The sequence below is a fragment of the Pseudoalteromonas sp. P1-25 genome, assembly GCF_001401805.1.
GTDB lineage: Bacteria > Pseudomonadota > Gammaproteobacteria > Enterobacterales > Alteromonadaceae > Pseudoalteromonas.
The window spans coordinates 21,382-38,845 of the sequence record NZ_LKDW01000025.1; the positions used below are offsets into that span (position 1 = coordinate 21,382).

Sequence of the window (17,464 nt, forward strand, 5' to 3'; positions counted from 1 at the left end):
CCGCTTTAATCACTCACAATCAGACAATGGTTCACTAATTGTCAGTGTATTAGTACCAAAATCTAATATAGCTTGGTATTTTCTAAAAAATGGAGAGCCTAATAACCCATGTATTGTATCGCCACCGCCAGCGGCCTGAACAGGGTCTAGGTTGAGTGATACAAACTGTGTACTTTCATACAATTGGCCTGCCAATTCAAATTTTAAAACGTTTATTAAGCCCATTTCGTGTTCGGCTGTACCTAAACCTGCGGCATTTTCTTCACTTACTTCTTCTTGTATTCCAAGCATTTTAATACATGTTCTATCCAAAACAGATGCACCCGCCGCTGTATCTAAAATTAAACGTACTGTATATCCATTTATTTTAGCTTGTATTATTTGATGACCTGTTTCTGTTACTTCAAATTTCAAACTTGTGGTTTTAACTAATTCCATGAATGTTCCTTATTTAGGTTAATTGAAACACACTCTACTACAGTTACCTTCTAACACAACCTTATAAATATTAAGTCGCTAGCTTGCACTTACACCCTTTTGTAGTTAAAACATGGCTGATATTTCTGAAGCTAAAAATACAAAAACTAATTTTCTTAAAGCCAATTAATTCACAAAGAGGGCTACAGCCGCTTCGCTTTTAGAGAAATATAATAGCTTAAATAAAGGTGTTTTGAGCAAATTGCGACTTGATGTCTGAAGTCAAGATTTGACCCCAGCGTTTTTAATTGACTTGTTATATGCCGTAGTCTCGTTCTACTTTAGATATACGCACTTTAAAGGAAGCATACCAAGATTTACGTCCAGTTTTTTGAGCTTCTAAATGCTCAGAGTTTGCCTTCCAATTCTTAATGGAATCTAAATCTGCCCAGTAAGAAACTGTTATTCCCACATTTTCTCTAGCGGATTCTACACCAAGAAAGCCAGGTTGTTGCTCTGCTAACTCAACCATTCTATTGGCCATTTCACCGTAACCATTGTCATCTTCTGTTCGTGTCGAGGTGAAAATGACAGCGTAATATGGTGGTTTAGGCGTATTCGCGATAACTGACATTGGTGCTCCTAGGCATATAACACCCACATAAGGGGCAGGAACGCGTGGGCTAAAATCCGAGCGAAGCGACAGAGCCCACGTGTTGCTGTCCCAGCGAAGCGCCTTGATGTGTTTGTTAGCTATACTTTGCTACCAAACCTTCCACCAAGGTTTTTTTATACCGGGGTGAATATTGTTAATAGTTGAGGTTCACTTTTATTCCCAGAACTAGATACAGCGATAATCTGAACTGTGATATTTATGGGTTCTTGTTCTTCATAACTTCCATGATACCAAAGAAAGCTAAATAGCTTTTCATTTTCCATAAACGTCGATGGTACGACAGGAGATTCGTAAAAAAGCTTATCTTCAAATTTACCTTCAATAATTTTAAAAATATAACCTTGTTCATGTGAAGGTAAAGTATCAAGTTTTAAATTGATAAAGCCTGCATCAGAACATGAACCATGATTTCCATCATCTGTCCCCCTATGAATTGAATCAACTTTAAAACTTGGTTTAGTAACTTCATCTGAAGAGTTCTCAGATATTACGAAATCATCAAACGCTGGTACAAAGGAACATGCTGTAACCTCAAAAGCCAGGATGTTCAACAACAATAACAGAAAACGAGTCATAACTTTCCTTGTATAGCTAACGCGCTAATCAGTCGAGCCGTTGTTTGGCGTCGGCTGCATTTGCTTGTTAGCTTGAATATACTCTATTCCCATTTCTTTTTTGCATATATCTCCGCTCTCAAACTTTTCATCAGAATAAAATAGTGCACCAATTATCTTATTATTTGTTGGGTTAAAATAAACACTTAACGAATCAACTCCCTTAGCTTCATTGCGATTGATTTTTAAAGTTAAAGAGGTTTGGTTTTCTGTGCGTTGCATTTTAACGTGTGTAACAGAAGAAACTTGGTAAAAAGTAGGATACAGAATTAAGGAAGAACTGAACGCGTTAATTAAGGCTTGTTTACCATTCCACTCTGGAATTGATTTCTTATACCTTTCCATTGCAGTTAAGTAATCATAATATTCATCTATTCGATCAGCAGAGTGATAACTTTTTGATAGGTTCTTAACGTCATAAATATAATTATTGATTTGAATAAGCTCATCACTTGAGCATACGTTAGCGAAACTCCCTGCTGTGAAAGTCGAACTTAGTAGCAATACTAAATGACTAAGTTTCATATTTGAAAACATAAGCCTCCCTTCAAGCTAACGCCCCGCTAAGGGGAAATTTGTAGTTGGCTAAAGTTGTTGAACGGAGTGAAAACAGCCAACTGTAAATTTTCCCTCTTGAGCGCCTTGTTAGGTACAACTTGCCAATAATTGCTGTTGTAACTTTGTATTTTCACAACCAATAACTTCTAACCCGATAACTTTGTTTTTAGTTGAGTAAGTTAACATAACTGTATATTCAGCATTGCCTGTGGGAAACGTATCTTCGATTTCTTCGGAGTTATACCCCATAAACTCAATTGTAAATGCAGAGTCGTCCGAAGCAAATGAACTACAGGATAGAATTTCACATGTATCTAGTTGCTTAGCAAAATTCTTTTCACCTTCATCAATTAATGACGCTTTTACTTCGTTAAATAGATCAGCTAGCTCTTCCTTAAACACCAAATCCTCCGTTGTACCTAACGCCATGATAAGAGGCGTATTAATGTTGGCTAAAATCTGTGAGGAACGAACATCTAGCCAACGTTTAGACGTCCTTATCCTTTATCATCTTGTTATGTTTCCAAGTACATTAGTCTTCGTACTCAGATGGAATCTCTTTTTTAAAAATTTTAATACTCTCTTCAACTATATCGAGAGGTACATCTTTTTCAAACAGGGTAACCTCTTTAGTTCTCTTTGAATCATCACGAAACACCTCAAGAAGTAACCTATTTTTGTAATAGACTTCTATACCAATACCATCGCGTCCATCACCAACATCACTAGCGATTGTTACCTTATATTCTTCATCTAAAGCCACAACTTCTCCTAGCGGAAACATAACGCCCTGTTAATGGGCAAAATATAGTTGGCAAGAATAAGCGACGAAGGAGCAAAAGCCAACTGTATTTTGTCCTTGTTAAACAGCTTGTTAGCATTCATTAAACCGTGATTTTAGGTCTAGGTTTTTTAGGCACTTTGAGGTGAGCTAAAAGATTATCCAGCAGCTCAAGGTACGCTACATCACTATAGCTAAGCGCCTTTAAGTCATGAACATAGTGCCCCAACAGTGTTAGAGCACCAGATTGCGCTGCGTTAACTCTTTGCCGCCTGTCTTCAAGTTGCTCACTATTTAAAGTACCGCCTACATTTTTTAGTTGAGGTAAATAAAGCCAAAGGTCTTCGGTATGAACCTTTATCAATTTTTTAAAGAGTTTTATTAATAACTCAGTTTCATTGTCGTTTACTAACTTTTCCCTTATTGGGACGATAAACCCCATTGGCTTCGATGAAACAGTATCGTAATTTGAAGTCACATACGAAACTAATTCACTTAGCATTCCTTGATGTAACCACTCATCTCGAACTTCACTTGTGATTGAAGCATCATCCTCTATACGCATAAAATCTGGATTTTTACGTATACAGGCTTTTTTAAATTTCGAATAACTCATTGACGCTCAATTTGAATGCTAACGCCTTTGTCAGCCGCGTTTTTGTTGTAGTGGATTTTTGTGCAAAAATGGCCAAAGGCCATGCACAAAAAGGAGCGAAGAACAAAACGTCGGCTGGATAAACTTGTTAAGCATTACTCGTATAGAAACATATCTTATTGTTATCTAAATCCCTTATGTAGGCCGAATGCATACTAGAACGTATTCTAGGCTCACCTTCACTCACGCCGCCTAAATCAAGAGCCTTTTTATGTAGTCGATCAACCTCTTTAATTGAATCCACATGGAGGCCGAGCATAGTCCCATTGCCGTTTGAAGCTGGATTTTCATCGAATGGCTCTGCTAGGGCAAACATAAACTCTTCGCCTCCCCATAGAGTCATTCGACCCTCGCCTTGAAGTTTATTTAGCCCACATCCGTCGAACAACTCATCATAAAAGGCTACTGCCTTCTCTTTATCATTTGTTCCAAACACAAAATAATTCATCTTCATGGAAAATACTCAAACTAGGTATATTGGATGCTTAACGCCTCAATCAAAGGCAAAAAATAGTTGGTTAAAATTAGCGACGCAGGAGCAAAACCAACTGTTTTTTGTCCCGCTGAATTGACTTGTTAGAGGCACGGATCTTCAGAGCTTAAAATCTCTGCGTACCACTTTTCTTTGTAGAGAGCTTCAATTGCACCACACTCGAGTTCATCATTTAAATAAACAGGAAATTTTTCCCAGTAACTAATTTCAAGACCTCCACCAGATACTGCAATACCTCTCCTGTTTATCAATATACTCGCAACAAAATTTCCATCATCGAATGTATGCGCAACAGCTAGAACAACACCAAGGCTTGTTATCTTACTTTGTATTTCTTTTATTTTGGTTTCTTGAGACGAACTGTTTTCACAGTTTTGACTGATATATTTCATTGAGCCGAGTTCAACTCTACGTAAACATTTGTCGCTCTTAAATAATTCAACGATAGAAGTTATTTCAGTTTCATTTACCTTAAACCAGTCATCAACATCACTGATTTCCATATCAACACCTTCTGTACCACATCCTGATAGCAAGAATAGGGCTAGAAAAATGGTTGCTAACTTCATAGTGCCTCTAACGCCCTGTTAAGGGGCAAATTGTAGTTGGCTAAAATGTGAAGCGGAGTGGAACCAGCCAACTGTAATTTGTCCCGCTTGAACAGCTTGTTAGCAGTACATTACACTGTAGTAATGTTACTACCCTTAAACCATAAACAATCATTGTCTAAATCTATTTCGTTAGATAATTCATCGTATGGATCCAAACTTAAATAAACCATAGAGTTATTTACGATGAGTTTACACTGACTAATGTAACTAGCTGAAAAGTCTTCGTAAAGTGAATACTCAGCAAGCTGACAAATTTTAAATGAAGAAATAATTCCATCGTTTGAAACAAGCGTAATTTCAGCGAAGTTATTCGATGTATCCCAATCATATCCAATGATGATCTGAGAAAGCATTTTATCTCTGAAATAAGATGAATCCATGAAACTTTCCTTGTACTGCTAACAATTTTGTCTACGACATTTGTCGTTTTATAAACCGACAAATGTCCATATATTACAATGCATTTATCTTAACCATCAAATAAACACCTGTAAACAATTAGTTAACTGAAAATTATTTTTAATCAGTGCGAAAATACACCGAAATGGTGGAGATCAGTAATATTGGACAAAACAATATGCACTGTCTATATACACAGTTAAATTTTACTAGAGATTCATATCATGAAATCACCTTTTTTAACTATGATAGCCGAACAAATGTATCTAAAGCGTTATGCTAAAAGTACCATTAAAGCGTATTTATACTGGATAGCTTCGTTTATTCGTTTTAACTCTATGAGGCACCCAACAACGATGGGAGATAATGAGGTCGAACTTTTTTTAAATCATTTAGTCAACCAACAAAATGTTGCTCCTAATACTCAAACACAAGCCTTAAATGCGTTGAGCTTTTTATTTAAAGAAGTGATTAAAAAGCCACTCTCATTATCATTAGGTTTTATTAAGAGCAAACGAGCAACTAAACTACCGGTAGTTTTAACGCAGCAGGAAATAAATAATTTTTTTAAAGTGTGCTCTGCGAAGCATTATTTACCCTGTGGACTACTTTATGGCAGTGGTATGCGATTAATTGAGGTACTGCGTTTACGAGTACACGATATTGACTTTGACTATAACTGCATTCGAATTTGGGATGGCAAAGGAGGTAAAAATCGTGTTGTAACGCTTGCAGTAGAGCTCATGCCGCAATTAAGTTCTCAAATACAATTAGTTGATAGTTACCTGCAATTAGATCTGAAAAACCCCTTATATAGCGGCGCTTACATGCCGCATTTGTTACGTAAAAAATATCCAAACCATAACAAACAATTAGGGTGGCAATATTTATTTTCATCACATAAATTAAGCATTGATCCTGAGAGTAAGCAGCTGAGGCGTCATCATATTGATGAAAAGCAATTACAACGCGCTGTTAAACAGGCTGCTGACGATGCAAAAATTAGGAAACACGTTACACCACATACCTTACGCCATTCATTTGCAACGCACCTATTGCAAAGTGGCGCTGATATTCGCACGGTACAGGCACAATTAGGCCATAGTGATGTGCGAACAACCCAAATATATACTCATGTTTTACAACAAGGAGCCAATGGTGTTGTAAGCCCATTTTCGAGATTATAAAACCAGCAAAAGTTTTTAATTGTGTGTCACGCGTTAAAGTACGCCTTATACAAAAATAGCGCCGATATGTATGAAGCCGATTCTTACACAATGAATTTCACTGCGAATTAATATCTCAGCTTTTACCTTTAACCTCGAACCTTTTCCTAAAACAAAAAAACCGCTGTTCGTTAAAACAGCGGCTTTCTTTCTAAAGCTTACAGCTAAAAAATGACAGCTAGTACTTTAAACTTTCCCAATCACTTCAAGTCCACCCATGTATGGGCGTAATACTTCTGGTACAACTACTGAACCATCGGCTTGTTGGTAGTTTTCTAGTATGGCTACGAGTGTACGGCCAACGGCTAAACCTGAGCCATTCAATGTATGTAGTAACTCTGGCTTTTTAGCACCTTCACGGCGAAAGCGTGCTTGCATACGGCGCGCTTGGAAGTCGACCATATTTGAACAAGACGAAATTTCGCGGTAGGTATCTTGGGCCGGTAACCATACTTCTAAGTCGTATGTTTTAGCTGCGCCAAAGCCCATATCGCCCATACATAAAATTACTTTACGGTATGGTAGTTCTAGCGCTTGTAAAATTTGCTCTGCGTGGCCTGTTAGCTCTTCAAGCGCTTGCATTGAATCTTCTGGTTTTACTAGTTGTACTAGTTCAACTTTATCAAACTGGTGCTGGCGAATTAAGCCGCGTGTATCGCGACCGTAGCTGCCCGCTTCACTTCTAAAACACGGTGTGTGCGCAGTTAAGCGAATCGGTAAATCGCTTTCTTCGTAAATCTCATCGCGTGCGCTATTAGTAAGCGGTACTTCTGCTGTTGGGATTAAGCTAAAGCCAGCTTGTTGTTCACCGTCGTCGTTTACTAGGCCTAATGTATGGAATAAATCGCCTGCAAACTTAGGTAATTGGCTTGTGCCGTAAAGGCTTGCGCTATTTACTAAGTACGGTACATACATTTCTGTATAGCCGTTTTTATCTGTGTGGGTATCTAGCATGTATTGCGTAAGTGCACGGTGCATACGCGCTACTTGGCCGCGCATTACTGTAAAACGTGCGCCACTAATTTTAACGCCCATTTCAAAGTCTAGGCCGTTTAGGTCTTGGCCTACGTCTACGTGATCTTTTACTTCAAAGTCGTACTTTTTAGGCGTGCCCCAGGTAAGTATTTCAACGTTGTCGTCTTCATCAGCGCCTTCTGGTACTGATTCGTCTGGCAAGTTTGGAATTGCTAATGCAATGTCGTTAATGGCGTTGAGTACTTCGTCTTGCGCTTTTTTAGTTGCGTCTAATTCGCTGCCTAAATTTGCCACTGCGTCTAGTAGTGGTTGTGCGTCTTCGCCTTTTGCTTTTGCTTGGCCAATGGCTTTAGCACTGGCGTTACGTTGACTTTGAAGCTCTTGCGTTTTTACTTGTAATGTTTTGCGTTGTTCTTCAAGTTCTGTCACTTTTGCAACATCAAGCTCGTAGCCACGAGCCGCTAATCGTGCTGCAGTTTGCTCAACGTCTTGTCGTAAATATTTAGAATCTAACATGTTAGTTTTTTAACCTTTTTGCATTACCAGCTGAAGGCCCAGCCAAGCCATAAAAATACAGATCATCACATTTAAGATGATATTGAGGGCCATTTTAATAAAGTGACCTTGTTGTAATAACAACAACGAGTCCATTGAGAATGTTGAAAAGGTGGTTAACGCACCTAAAAAGCCAATACCAATAAGGGTTTTAGCGGGGCTTGTGGCGATAATTTCTTTCTCTATCAAACCGTACAAAATGCCCATTAACAATGAACCCAGAATATTAACCGTCAACGTACCAAAAGGGAATCCCCTACCAAGGAGTTTTAGCATGGTTTCGCTAATAAAAAAACGTAAACAGGCCCCTGAGGCGCCGCCAAGGGCGATCATCATATAAAGTTTAATCATTTTCGTATCGTTTAAGTGGGCTTTGCGCGTCGCGATCTTTTAAGTAATCAAGCTTTTGCTTAATTTTTTGCTCAAGGCCACGATCGCTCGGTAAATAATAGTGTTTGTCTTGAATTTCTGGCGGTAAATATTTTTCACCAGCGGCAAAGGCACCCTCTTCGTTATGTGCGTAGCGATACTCGGCACCATAGCCTAAATCTTTCATTAGGTTTGTAGGCGCGTTTCGTAAATGCTCTGGCACTGGGTAACTTGGCTCGTTTTTGGCATCAGTCTTTGCTTGGTTAAATGCCATATAAACGGCATTACTTTTAGGTGCGCTGGCTAAATATAAAGTGGCTTGAGCAATGGCGCGTTCGCCCTCGCTTGGGCCTACACGCTGAAATATATCCCATGCGTTTAACGCCACTTCCATTGCCCGTGGGTCGGCATTACCTATGTCTTCTGTGGCAATGGCAAGTAAACGCCTTGCTACATAAAGTGGGTCGCCGCCGCCGGCTAAAATACGGCAATACCAATACAGCGCGCCATCGGGTGAGCTGCCTCGTACTGATTTATGAAAAGCCGATATTAAATCGTAAAATTCATCGCCGCCTTTATCGTATTTAGCTAAATGGGTTGGCAGTACTTGGCTTAATACGTGCTCATCTACGTTGTATGTGCCGTTTTGCTCACTCGTTAAATCAACCGCTTGCTCAAGCAGGTTTAACACTTTACGGGCATCGCCGCCGCTTGCTTGGCAAAGCGCCTGTTTGGCGTTATCGGCAATAACAATATTTTTTTGGTTTAGTTGCTCATCTTGCTTAAGTGCGCGCTCTATCACTGTGTATAGGTCGGTATCGGCTAGCGACTTTAAAACATACACGCGTGCACGCGATAAAATCGCATTATTAAGTGCAAATGAAGGGTTTTCGGTTGTCGCACCTACAAATATAAAAGTGCCGTCTTCTATGTGAGGTAAAAATGCATCTTGCTGCGATTTATTAAAACGGTGTACTTCATCCACAAACATTAAAGTGCGTTGCCCGCGGCTTTGTAGGTTATCGTGCGCTTGCGTTACGCTGTCGCGAATATCTTTTACGCCTGCAGTCACAGCCGACATTTGTATAAGTTCGGCATCGGCGTGATTTGCAATAATTTGCGCAAGAGTGGTTTTACCTACCCCAGGCGGCCCCCATAAAATTAAGCTGTGGCAACGCCCTGCAACAATGGCTTGGTGCAAGGGCTTGTCGCTACTTAGTAAATGCTGCTGACCTATGTATTCGTCAAGCGTTGTTGGGCGCATGCGCGCCGCAAGTGGGCGTACATCGGGCCCAAAGTTAAAGCCTAAATTATTCACCGTTACTCTGATCGTCTATTTCTACACCCTCTGGTGGGGTAAATTCAAAGGTGCTTGTATCAAGCGAGGTATTTACTTGTGCATTGTTAAAACTAAACGACGAAAGCTGACCAGAATTATCCGTCACAACTAACTTAGCAAGGCCTTGCTCGTTACCTGCAAAGGTAATATCAAGTTGCTCTACTTGGCTTTCTACGCCTTTATTTGGCGTTACACTAAAGCCAGAGTCTGTGGCTTGAACACTGTATTTTTCCCATTGTGCGGGATCTTTTGAAGTAAGCAGTACAAACGGTGTTGAATCTATAAGGCTATGGGTATCCATAATAGTTACTTGCTCAGCAAAGCTGTCGAAGTAATAGGTTTTGTCACCATTGGATACAAATAAGGTATCGTCTGGGTTTGTTTGCTGCCAGCGGATCATCATAGGTTGTTTAAGGGCAATTGTGCCCTCGCCTTGCATAACCGCTTGGCCTTGCGGATCGGTTACGTTTTGAGAAAACTGCGCTTTAAAACTTTTAAGGGTTGCGAGTTTGTCTTGCAGTGCTTGGCTGTCATCAGCAAAGCTAGGCGTGGCAATTAAACTGCCAAGCACTAATAATAAACTGTTTAATTTTTTCATTAATTTGCTCCATTAGGTACTAATACATCGCGAGCGCCGTTATGGCCTGGTGAACTCACGATACCCGATGTTTCCATTTGTTCTACTAGTCGTGCTGCGCGGTTATAGCCAACACGTAATTTACGTTGTACTGATGATACCGATACTTTGCCGGTTTCGATTACAAACGCAACGGCTTCGTCGTATAGCGGATCTGACTCTTCATCTGCATTTTCACTGGTTTCACCTGGTAATAAAACATCTTCTGTTGCATCACCATTTAAAATTTCATCAATGTAATTAGGTTTACCGCGTGCTTTCCAATCGTTTACTACCGCATGTACTTCATGGTCGTCTACAAATGCGCCATGCACACGCTCTGGTACGCTTGTGCCTGGCGGTAAGTAAAGCATATCACCCATACCTAATAGGTTTTCAGCGCCTTGTTGATCCAATATGGTACGCGAGTCTATTTTGCTCGACACCTGAAACGCCATACGCGTAGGTATATTGGCTTTAATTAAGCCGGTAATTACATCTACCGATGGGCGCTGTGTTGCAAGTACTAAATGTATACCTGCGGCACGTGCTTTTTGCGCAATACGGGCAATTAGCTCTTCAACTTTTTTACCTACAATCATCATCATGTCGGCAAATTCGTCTATTACTACCACTATGCTTGGTAGTTTGTCTAGCTCATCGGGGCCTTCTCTCATGCCGTCGGTGTCTTTAAATAATGGGTCAAGAATTGGGTAACCCGCCTCTTTGGCTTCCATTACTTTTTGGTTGTAACCTTTTAAGTTACGCACGCCCAACGCCGACATTAATTTATAACGGCGCTCCATTTCGCCTACACACCAACGCAGCGCGTTGGCCGCTTCTTTCATATCGGTAACAACTTCACACAATAGGTGCGGAATACCTTCGTAAACCGAAAGCTCAAGCATTTTTGGGTCAATCATGATCATACGAACATCATCAGGGCCCGATTTGTACAGTAAGCTTAATATCATTACATTAACGCCCACTGACTTACCTGAACCTGTGGTACCGGCTACCAGTAAATGGGGCATTTTACCTAAATCGGCACACACAGGTTGCCCTGCAATATCTTTACCTAATACCATGGTTAGAGGCGATGGATTTTGCTCAAATTTAGGGGCGTTAATGACCTCAGATAAACGTACGATTTCGCGGTATTTATTAGGCAGCTCTATCCCTATATATGTTTTACCTGGGATCACCTCAACCACACGTACGCTAATAGCAGAAAGCGAACGGGCTAAATCTTTTGATAAGCCCGTAATTTTAGACACCTTAATACCTGGCGCTAAATCAAGCTCAAAACGCGTTACTACAGGCCCTGGGTACACCCCTACTACAGTGGCTTGTACGTTAAAGTCGAGTAATTTTGTTTCAACAAGGCGCGATACACTTTCAAGCTCTTCTTGTGATATCGGGTTTTTTGCTTTGTCGGGTCTGTCGAGTAAATCAAGCGACGGTAATGGCCCTGGTGGTGGCTCTTTATCAAGTAACTCTTCAAACTTTTCTTTAGCTGTTGGCGGTGGCTGATACGCAGGTTTTGGCTTAGGCATTGGCCTTGCTGGCGATACCACCGTGGTCACCGGTTTTTCAGGCTCAACAACTTGGCTTTGATCCAGTGCATTTAACGCGGCCGCTGTATCCATAGGCTCATCGTCTATGGCGCTAAAGCCAATTTCTTGGTCGAGTATATCGTCTAGCTCATCAAATGGGCTGTAGTCATCACTAATTTGCGGCTCGCTAAAGGTTGGCTGCTCTTTAGTAATGGCTTTTTGTTTAGCTGGTTTTTTACTTTTTGCAGGCGCTTGTTCAAATTCTGATGATTGCTCGTGTATGGTATCGCTTTGCTCATAATTATCAGCGTCATCATTAAATTGGGCATCGGCCTGTACAGGGCTTGCCGCAATGCGCTCTCGTTGCATCCAACCTTGGGCGTAATTAAAAGCATAGCGGTAGCCTCTAACCACTAAATCACCGAGGTAGTCTACAAATTCAACCCATGACACGCCGGTTAATAAAGTAAGCCCAGCAAAAAAGAAGCACAATAATAAAATAGAGGTACCGGTAAAGTTAAATGCTGGCATCATGGCCGATGCAATCACATCACCCACTACCCCGCCGGATGAAAAGTTATAAATATCATCAAAGTTAATGCTGCTGATTGCCGTTGCTGAGGTAATAAACAAAGCAAAGCCAATAACACGCAAGGCAAGTGTGGTGTAGTCGAGCTGTAAAATACGATGAGGTTGTTTAAATAATAAATAGCCAAATAGCTGAATAGCGGCCGGCACTAAATAAGCAAGCCAGCCAAATGAAAGTAATAATATATCGGCCACCCAAGCACCAGCAGTGCCTGTAATATTTTTTACGTTTCTAAATTCACCCGTTTGCGACCACGCGGGGTCTGCAGGATCAAAGCTGATTAAAGCACATAAAATGAATATTGCCGCAAAGGTGCTGATGATCAGCCCTGTTTCTAATAGTCTTTGCACACCATTTAGGCGCATAACTTCCTATCCCTCTTTATTGTTCTATTGGCACTTGCTTGCAATCAAATACCTTAGCAGGAAATGCAATTTGATGCACTTTATCTTAATGTGTATGGCCTGATTATGAACAAGTTTTTATAAATTAAAGTGTGTTTATCTTTTGCGGTTAAATTTACGCTATGTAAGGGCGAATAATTACGCCGTCTTCACCTTTTACTTCTTCCATTACTACATAGGTGCGGCTTTCACTCACGTTTGGCAGCTTTAAAAGAATGTCGCCTAGTACTCCGCGGTATTCTGACATATCGTTTACGCGTGTTTTTAATAAAAAATCAAAATTACCCGATACCAAATGACACTCTATTATCTCTTCGTGCTGTTTAACCGCCGCACTAAACTCATCAAATACGTCGGGCGATGTTTTGGTAATGGTTACCTCAACATATACAGATAAGCCTTGGCCAAGCTTTGCTGGATCTACCACCGCTTTGTAGCCAAGTATATAACCTTCACGTTCTAACTTTTTTACGCGTTCCAGAGAGGGCGTGGCGCTCAGGCCAACTCGTCGGGCCAGTTCTACATTAGAAAGGCGTCCATCGTGCTGTAATTCCATTAAAATTTTACGGTCAATTCTATCTAATAACTGATGCATACACCCAACTAGTTTAATGTTCTGTTTATTTTTATTATTTAGATAATAACACTGGTTACCCTTTTAAAAAAGGTGAGACACACTGCCTTATGATGAATATAATAGTGAAAAATGTTAATCCGTTCTTAATAAGGCAAATTTTATGATTATTGGTGTACCTAAAGAAATTAAAAACCATGAATACCGTGTAGGTATGGTTCCTGCGAGTGTTCGTGAATTAGTAAATCACGGCCACCAAGTGATTGTTGAAACAGATGCAGGTATGGGCATTGGTTTTACTAACGAAGATTACACTCAAGCTGGCGCTGAAATTTTAGCCACTGCAGCTGATGTTTTTGCAAAAGCAGACATGATCGTAAAAGTAAAAGAGCCACAAGCTGTTGAGCGTGCAATGCTACGCGAAGACCAAATTTTATTTACTTACCTTCACCTTGCACCTGATCTTCCACAAACTGAAGACCTTGTTAAAAGCAAAGCGATTTGTATTGCTTACGAAACAGTGACTGATGCGCGTGGCGGCTTACCGCTTCTTGCACCAATGAGTGAAGTAGCAGGTCGTATGTCTATTCAGGCCGGTGCACAAGCGCTTGAAAAATCTAACCACGGCCGTGGCATGCTACTTGGCGGCGTACCAGGTGTTGAAGCTGCAAAAGTTGTTGTTATTGGCGGCGGCATGGTGGGTCGTAGTGCAGCGCAAATGGCTGTTGGCATGGGCGCAGACGTTGTAGTACTTGACCGCAACATCGATGTACTTCGTGCACTAGACGCGCAATTTGGTAACAAAGTTAAAGCGATTTACTCAACTGCCGATGCACTTGAAAAACATGTACTAGAAGCAGACCTAGTAATTGGTGGCGTACTAATTCCTGGTGCAGCAGCACCTAAGCTTGTTACAGCCGAACACATTAAAGCCATGAAGCCAGGCGCTGCAATTGTGGATGTTGCTATTGACCAAGGTGGTTGTATTGCAACGTCTAAAGCGACTACACACGCTGATCCAACATACATTGTTGATGACGTTGTGCACTACTGTGTAGCTAACATGCCAGGTGCAGTACCACGCACCTCTACGTTTGCACTTAATAATGCAACATTGCCGTTTATTATTAACCTTGCAAACAAAGGTTACAAAAAGGCACTACTTGATGACGCGCACTTCTTAAAAGGCTTAAACGTAATTAAAGGCCAAGTAACTTACAAAGAAGTAGCAGAAGCGTTCAACATGGAATATGTTGATCCACGTACTGCAGTAGAAAACGCATAATTTTGCGTTTAGTTGTTAGGTGTTATTGAATAAAATAGTTACCTAACTACAAACAATAAAAAAGCAGCTAATTAGCTGCTTTTTTTTATCTAAATTTCGACTATATGAATTAATTTATATAAAACGCTTAATTATAAAATCCACTTTTACGCGTTTAGCCTGACCAAGTAGCTTTTTAACCGGCTGTGGGTAATCTTCTACTGTTTCTAAATCATTTGGACCAGTTAAACGGCGGCAGTGTTTTAAAATTTCCTGCTTTTCGTTATCTATGGCTTGCATAATACTTTGCTGTGGGTCTTCAATTAAAATACCGTTTTCAATATCAAGCCCCCACGCCCGCGGATTAAGATTGTGGCCGCTTAATAAGTGGCGTTGTCGGTCTGCGCAAATACCTTTTAAGTGAAACGAGTTACTATCGTGCTTCCATAAGTACACGTTTAAATTGCCGTTATCTATATGGCGCTTTTGCGATTTTACAAATTTATGCAAAATGGTTTCGTATAAATACGGTAATGCACCAATTTTACTAAACGGCTCATTTGGCGGCAGGTAAAAATCGTTCGCCGTTTTATCACCTACTACAATGGTTACCTGCTTACCTTGTTTTAATAATCTACGAAGCGAGCGCATAAGCGGCGCCGGAAAATTAAAATACGGTGTGTAAAGTACAAGCTCTTGCTCTGTGGTATCAAACAAATTTTTAATTAATCGGTTAAGGCTATTATTACGACGCCCTAAACCTAAAAACAAACGCACACCGAGTGGGTCGGTATTGGGCGTAGTTGGGTTTGCATAACTGGCCGACTTTAGCTCGCGCATTAATTGCTTTTGTTCAAATTTAAAGTCTATTAAGCGCTTAAGCGGGCGTGTATCAATGCGTGGTACGGCTTGGGAGCCAATGAGCTTAGACTCAATAAAATCAACCACAGAGTCACATAGCGCTGCTTGGTTAATTAAAAAGTAGCGGTCGAGCCTGTAGCGTTCGTTGTATTGTAAGTACACATTATTTAAGCTAGCACCGCTATACAAAAGCGTGTTATCGACCACAAAGCCTTTTAAATGTAATACACCAAAGAGCTCTTTTGCCTTAACGGGTACACCGTAAACTTGAACGTTTGATTTAAATTTTTCTAAATAGTCACAATATAAACTTGCGTTACCGTCTGATTTTGCTGCCCCAATAAGACCACGTTGAGCACGATGAAAATCAACCAACACTTTTATTTCAAGGTCGGGGTTCGCCAACGACACACGATGCAGCGCTTCGAGTATTTCACGCCCTGCTTCATCATCTTGTAAGTACAGTGCCGTAATGTAGATTCTTTGTTTTGCATTGCTAATTAAGCGTAGCAATTGCGTACGGTACTCTTGTGCGTTGGTTAAGACGTTAACGTCTTTTGAAGTCAACCCAAATGCGGGTTTTTCCTGCCAAAATAACATAGTTGCCTATTCACTAAGGTCACATAATCTATCAGTGACAAATAAAATTAAGTAAAACATATCAAAAAAATACTAACGGGTCATGAATTAACGAAGCTTTGTTGCTCATCTGTTTGTTTTTTAACCTCAATGCAGGCTTTTTTATCATTTACTGCAAGGTCAGTACATAATATTGCACAGCTTTTAATTTTGTCAGAAAAAAATATTCACATAATTTGTTTACTTGTGCCTTGTTTTTCTTAGAATCGAAGCCATTAAGTTCAGTATTAAACGTTTAGGAAAAGATCATGACTGAAGCAAAACACTCTAAGTTACTAATTTTAGGCTCAGGCCCTGCGGGTTACACTGCCGCGGTTTACGCAGCGCGTGCAAATTTAAACCCGGTTTTAATTACTGGTATTCAACAAGGTGGCCAATTAACGACCACAACTGAAGTTGAAAACTGGCCAGGCGATGCGCATGGTTTAACAGGCCCTGCATTAATGGATCGTATGAAAGAGCACGCTGAGCGCTTTGAAACGGAAATTGTGTTTGACCACATTAATAAAGTCGATGTGTCTAAGCGCCCTTTCACGCTTACTGGCGACCAAGGTACTTACACGTGTGATGCATTAATTATTGCCACAGGTGCATCGGCTAAATACTTAGGCTTAGAGTCTGAAACTAATTTTCAAGGTCGTGGTGTATCAGCGTGTGCTACGTGTGATGGTTTTTTCTATAAAGGGCGTAAAGTTGCCGTTGTAGGGGGTGGTAACACAGCAGTAGAAGAAGCGCTTTACTTATCTAACATTGCCGATGAAGTACACGTTATTCACCGTCGTGATAGCTTCCGCAGTGAAAAAATTCTTGCTGATCGCCTTAACGAAAAAGCGCAAAATGGTAACGTAGTATTGCATTACAACCGAACGCTAGACGAAGTTCTTGGCGATGACATGGGCGTAACTGGCGTTCGTATTAAAGATACGCAATCTGATTCAACCGAAGAGCTTGACTTAGCCGGTGTGTTTATTGCTATCGGCCATAAGCCAAATACCGACATGTTTGAAGGCCAACTAGAGATGAAAGACGGCTATTTAGTGGTTGAGTCTGGTCTTAACGGTAACGCTACACAAACAAGCGTACCTGGCGTATTTGCCGCAGGTGACGTGTCTGATCACATTTACCGTCAAGCAATTACATCTGCTGGTACCGGCTGTATGGCAGCCCTAGATGCAGAGCGTTTCTTAGATAATCTGTAATCACGCTAAATATTTTAAAAGAGGCTGATAATTCAGCCTTTTTTTATGCCTAAAATGTAGTTACACTTTTATGATAATTAATAAGTTAAGCCCT

20 protein-coding genes are annotated in these 17,464 nt (G+C 40.6%); 3 read left to right on the forward strand and 17 right to left on the reverse strand.

The genetic code is table 11. The features are described 5' to 3' along the window. Nucleotides 1–9: 9 nt before the first annotated feature. The 10 genes from AN393_RS14525 to AN393_RS14570 all read right to left on the reverse strand — a co-directional run bounded on the left by AN393_RS14525 (nt 10) and on the right by AN393_RS14570 (nt 5,185). The gene (locus tag AN393_RS14525) at nt 10–438 is read right to left on the reverse strand and encodes a retropepsin-like aspartic protease (protein WP_055018473.1); all 429 of its coding nucleotides are present in this window, start codon (nt 436–438) and stop codon (nt 10–12) included. A 295-nt stretch (nt 439–733) separates the two neighbouring features. Then, nucleotides 734–1,051, reverse strand: a complete 318-nt coding sequence (locus AN393_RS14530; RefSeq protein ID WP_055018474.1) for an antibiotic biosynthesis monooxygenase — start codon at nt 1,049–1,051, stop codon at nt 734–736. A gap of 155 nt (nt 1,052–1,206) precedes the next feature. Next, the gene (locus AN393_RS14535; protein WP_055018475.1) at nt 1,207–1,668 is read right to left on the reverse strand and encodes a hypothetical protein; all 462 of its coding nucleotides are present in this window, start codon (nt 1,666–1,668) and stop codon (nt 1,207–1,209) included. 24 nt (nt 1,669–1,692) lie between these two features. After that, complete coding sequence (locus AN393_RS14540; RefSeq protein WP_055018476.1) at nt 1,693–2,244, reverse strand: hypothetical protein; 552 nt, start codon at nt 2,242–2,244, stop codon at nt 1,693–1,695. A 108-nt stretch (nt 2,245–2,352) separates the two neighbouring features. Further along, nucleotides 2,353–2,694 carry a hypothetical protein gene (locus AN393_RS14545; protein WP_235576208.1) on the reverse strand — a complete coding sequence of 114 codons (342 nt, stop codon included), beginning with the start codon at nt 2,692–2,694 and terminating at the stop codon, nt 2,353–2,355. Between the two features lie 103 nt (nt 2,695–2,797). Then, nucleotides 2,798–3,028: a hypothetical protein gene (locus tag AN393_RS14550; protein ID WP_235576209.1), complete on the reverse strand. Its 231-nt coding sequence runs from the start codon at nt 3,026–3,028 to the stop codon at nt 2,798–2,800. 121 nt (nt 3,029–3,149) lie between these two features. Beyond that, nucleotides 3,150–3,662 (reverse strand): hypothetical protein, encoded by a 513-nt coding sequence (locus AN393_RS14555; protein WP_055018478.1) that lies wholly within the window; start codon nt 3,660–3,662, stop codon nt 3,150–3,152. Nucleotides 3,663–3,789: 127 nt separating this feature from the next. Then, nucleotides 3,790–4,155: a VOC family protein gene (locus AN393_RS14560; RefSeq protein ID WP_055018479.1), complete on the reverse strand. Its 366-nt coding sequence runs from the start codon at nt 4,153–4,155 to the stop codon at nt 3,790–3,792. A 122-nt stretch (nt 4,156–4,277) separates the two neighbouring features. Then, nucleotides 4,278–4,763: a hypothetical protein gene (locus tag AN393_RS14565; protein ID WP_029772839.1), complete on the reverse strand. Its 486-nt coding sequence runs from the start codon at nt 4,761–4,763 to the stop codon at nt 4,278–4,280. A 110-nt stretch (nt 4,764–4,873) separates the two neighbouring features. Beyond that, nucleotides 4,874–5,185: a hypothetical protein gene (locus tag AN393_RS14570; protein WP_055018480.1), complete on the reverse strand. Its 312-nt coding sequence runs from the start codon at nt 5,183–5,185 to the stop codon at nt 4,874–4,876. Between the two features lie 243 nt (nt 5,186–5,428). Here AN393_RS14570 and AN393_RS14575 point away from each other — a divergent pair, with 243 nt between their 5' ends. Then, nucleotides 5,429–6,391: an integron integrase gene (locus AN393_RS14575; RefSeq protein WP_055018481.1), complete on the forward strand. Its 963-nt coding sequence runs from the start codon at nt 5,429–5,431 to the stop codon at nt 6,389–6,391. 225 nt (nt 6,392–6,616) lie between these two features. Here AN393_RS14575 and serS read toward each other — a convergent pair whose 3' ends face one another. The 6 genes from serS to lrp all read right to left on the reverse strand — a co-directional run bounded on the left by serS (nt 6,617) and on the right by lrp (nt 13,428). Further along, nucleotides 6,617–7,921 carry a serine--tRNA ligase gene (gene serS, locus AN393_RS14580; RefSeq protein WP_055018482.1) on the reverse strand — a complete coding sequence of 435 codons (1,305 nt, stop codon included), beginning with the start codon at nt 7,919–7,921 and terminating at the stop codon, nt 6,617–6,619. Nucleotides 7,922–7,930: 9 nt separating this feature from the next. Beyond that, on the reverse strand, nt 7,931–8,311 hold the full coding sequence (gene crcB / locus AN393_RS14585; RefSeq protein WP_004586743.1) for a fluoride efflux transporter CrcB: 381 nt from the start codon (nt 8,309–8,311) through the stop codon (nt 7,931–7,933). Then, nucleotides 8,304–9,647 carry a replication-associated recombination protein A gene (locus AN393_RS14590; protein ID WP_055018483.1) on the reverse strand — a complete coding sequence of 448 codons (1,344 nt, stop codon included), beginning with the start codon at nt 9,645–9,647 and terminating at the stop codon, nt 8,304–8,306. The genes crcB and AN393_RS14590 overlap by 8 nt, the downstream gene beginning before the upstream one ends. Next, nucleotides 9,640–10,266: an outer membrane lipoprotein chaperone LolA gene (gene lolA, locus AN393_RS14595; protein ID WP_029773538.1), complete on the reverse strand. Its 627-nt coding sequence runs from the start codon at nt 10,264–10,266 to the stop codon at nt 9,640–9,642. The genes AN393_RS14590 and lolA overlap by 8 nt, the downstream gene beginning before the upstream one ends. Next, nucleotides 10,266–12,794: a DNA translocase FtsK gene (locus AN393_RS14600; protein ID WP_055018484.1), complete on the reverse strand. Its 2,529-nt coding sequence runs from the start codon at nt 12,792–12,794 to the stop codon at nt 10,266–10,268. The genes lolA and AN393_RS14600 overlap by 1 nt, the downstream gene beginning before the upstream one ends. Nucleotides 12,795–12,948: 154 nt before the next feature. Further along, complete coding sequence (gene lrp, locus AN393_RS14605) at nt 12,949–13,428, reverse strand: leucine-responsive transcriptional regulator Lrp (protein WP_055018485.1); 480 nt, start codon at nt 13,426–13,428, stop codon at nt 12,949–12,951. A gap of 142 nt (nt 13,429–13,570) precedes the next feature. Here lrp and ald point away from each other — a divergent pair, with 142 nt between their 5' ends. Next, nucleotides 13,571–14,692 (forward strand): alanine dehydrogenase, encoded by a 1,122-nt coding sequence (ald, locus tag AN393_RS14610; RefSeq protein ID WP_055018486.1) that lies wholly within the window; start codon nt 13,571–13,573, stop codon nt 14,690–14,692. Nucleotides 14,693–14,806: 114 nt separating this feature from the next. On the opposite strand, the gene pssA is transcribed toward ald, so the two are convergent. Continuing rightward, the gene (pssA, locus tag AN393_RS14615; protein ID WP_055018487.1) at nt 14,807–16,132 is read right to left on the reverse strand and encodes a CDP-diacylglycerol--serine O-phosphatidyltransferase; all 1,326 of its coding nucleotides are present in this window, start codon (nt 16,130–16,132) and stop codon (nt 14,807–14,809) included. A gap of 287 nt (nt 16,133–16,419) precedes the next feature. On the opposite strand from pssA, the gene trxB reads away from it, so the two are divergent. After that, the gene (trxB, locus tag AN393_RS14620; RefSeq protein ID WP_055018488.1) at nt 16,420–17,370 is read left to right on the forward strand and encodes a thioredoxin-disulfide reductase; all 951 of its coding nucleotides are present in this window, start codon (nt 16,420–16,422) and stop codon (nt 17,368–17,370) included. Nucleotides 17,371–17,464: the final 94 nt, after the last annotated feature.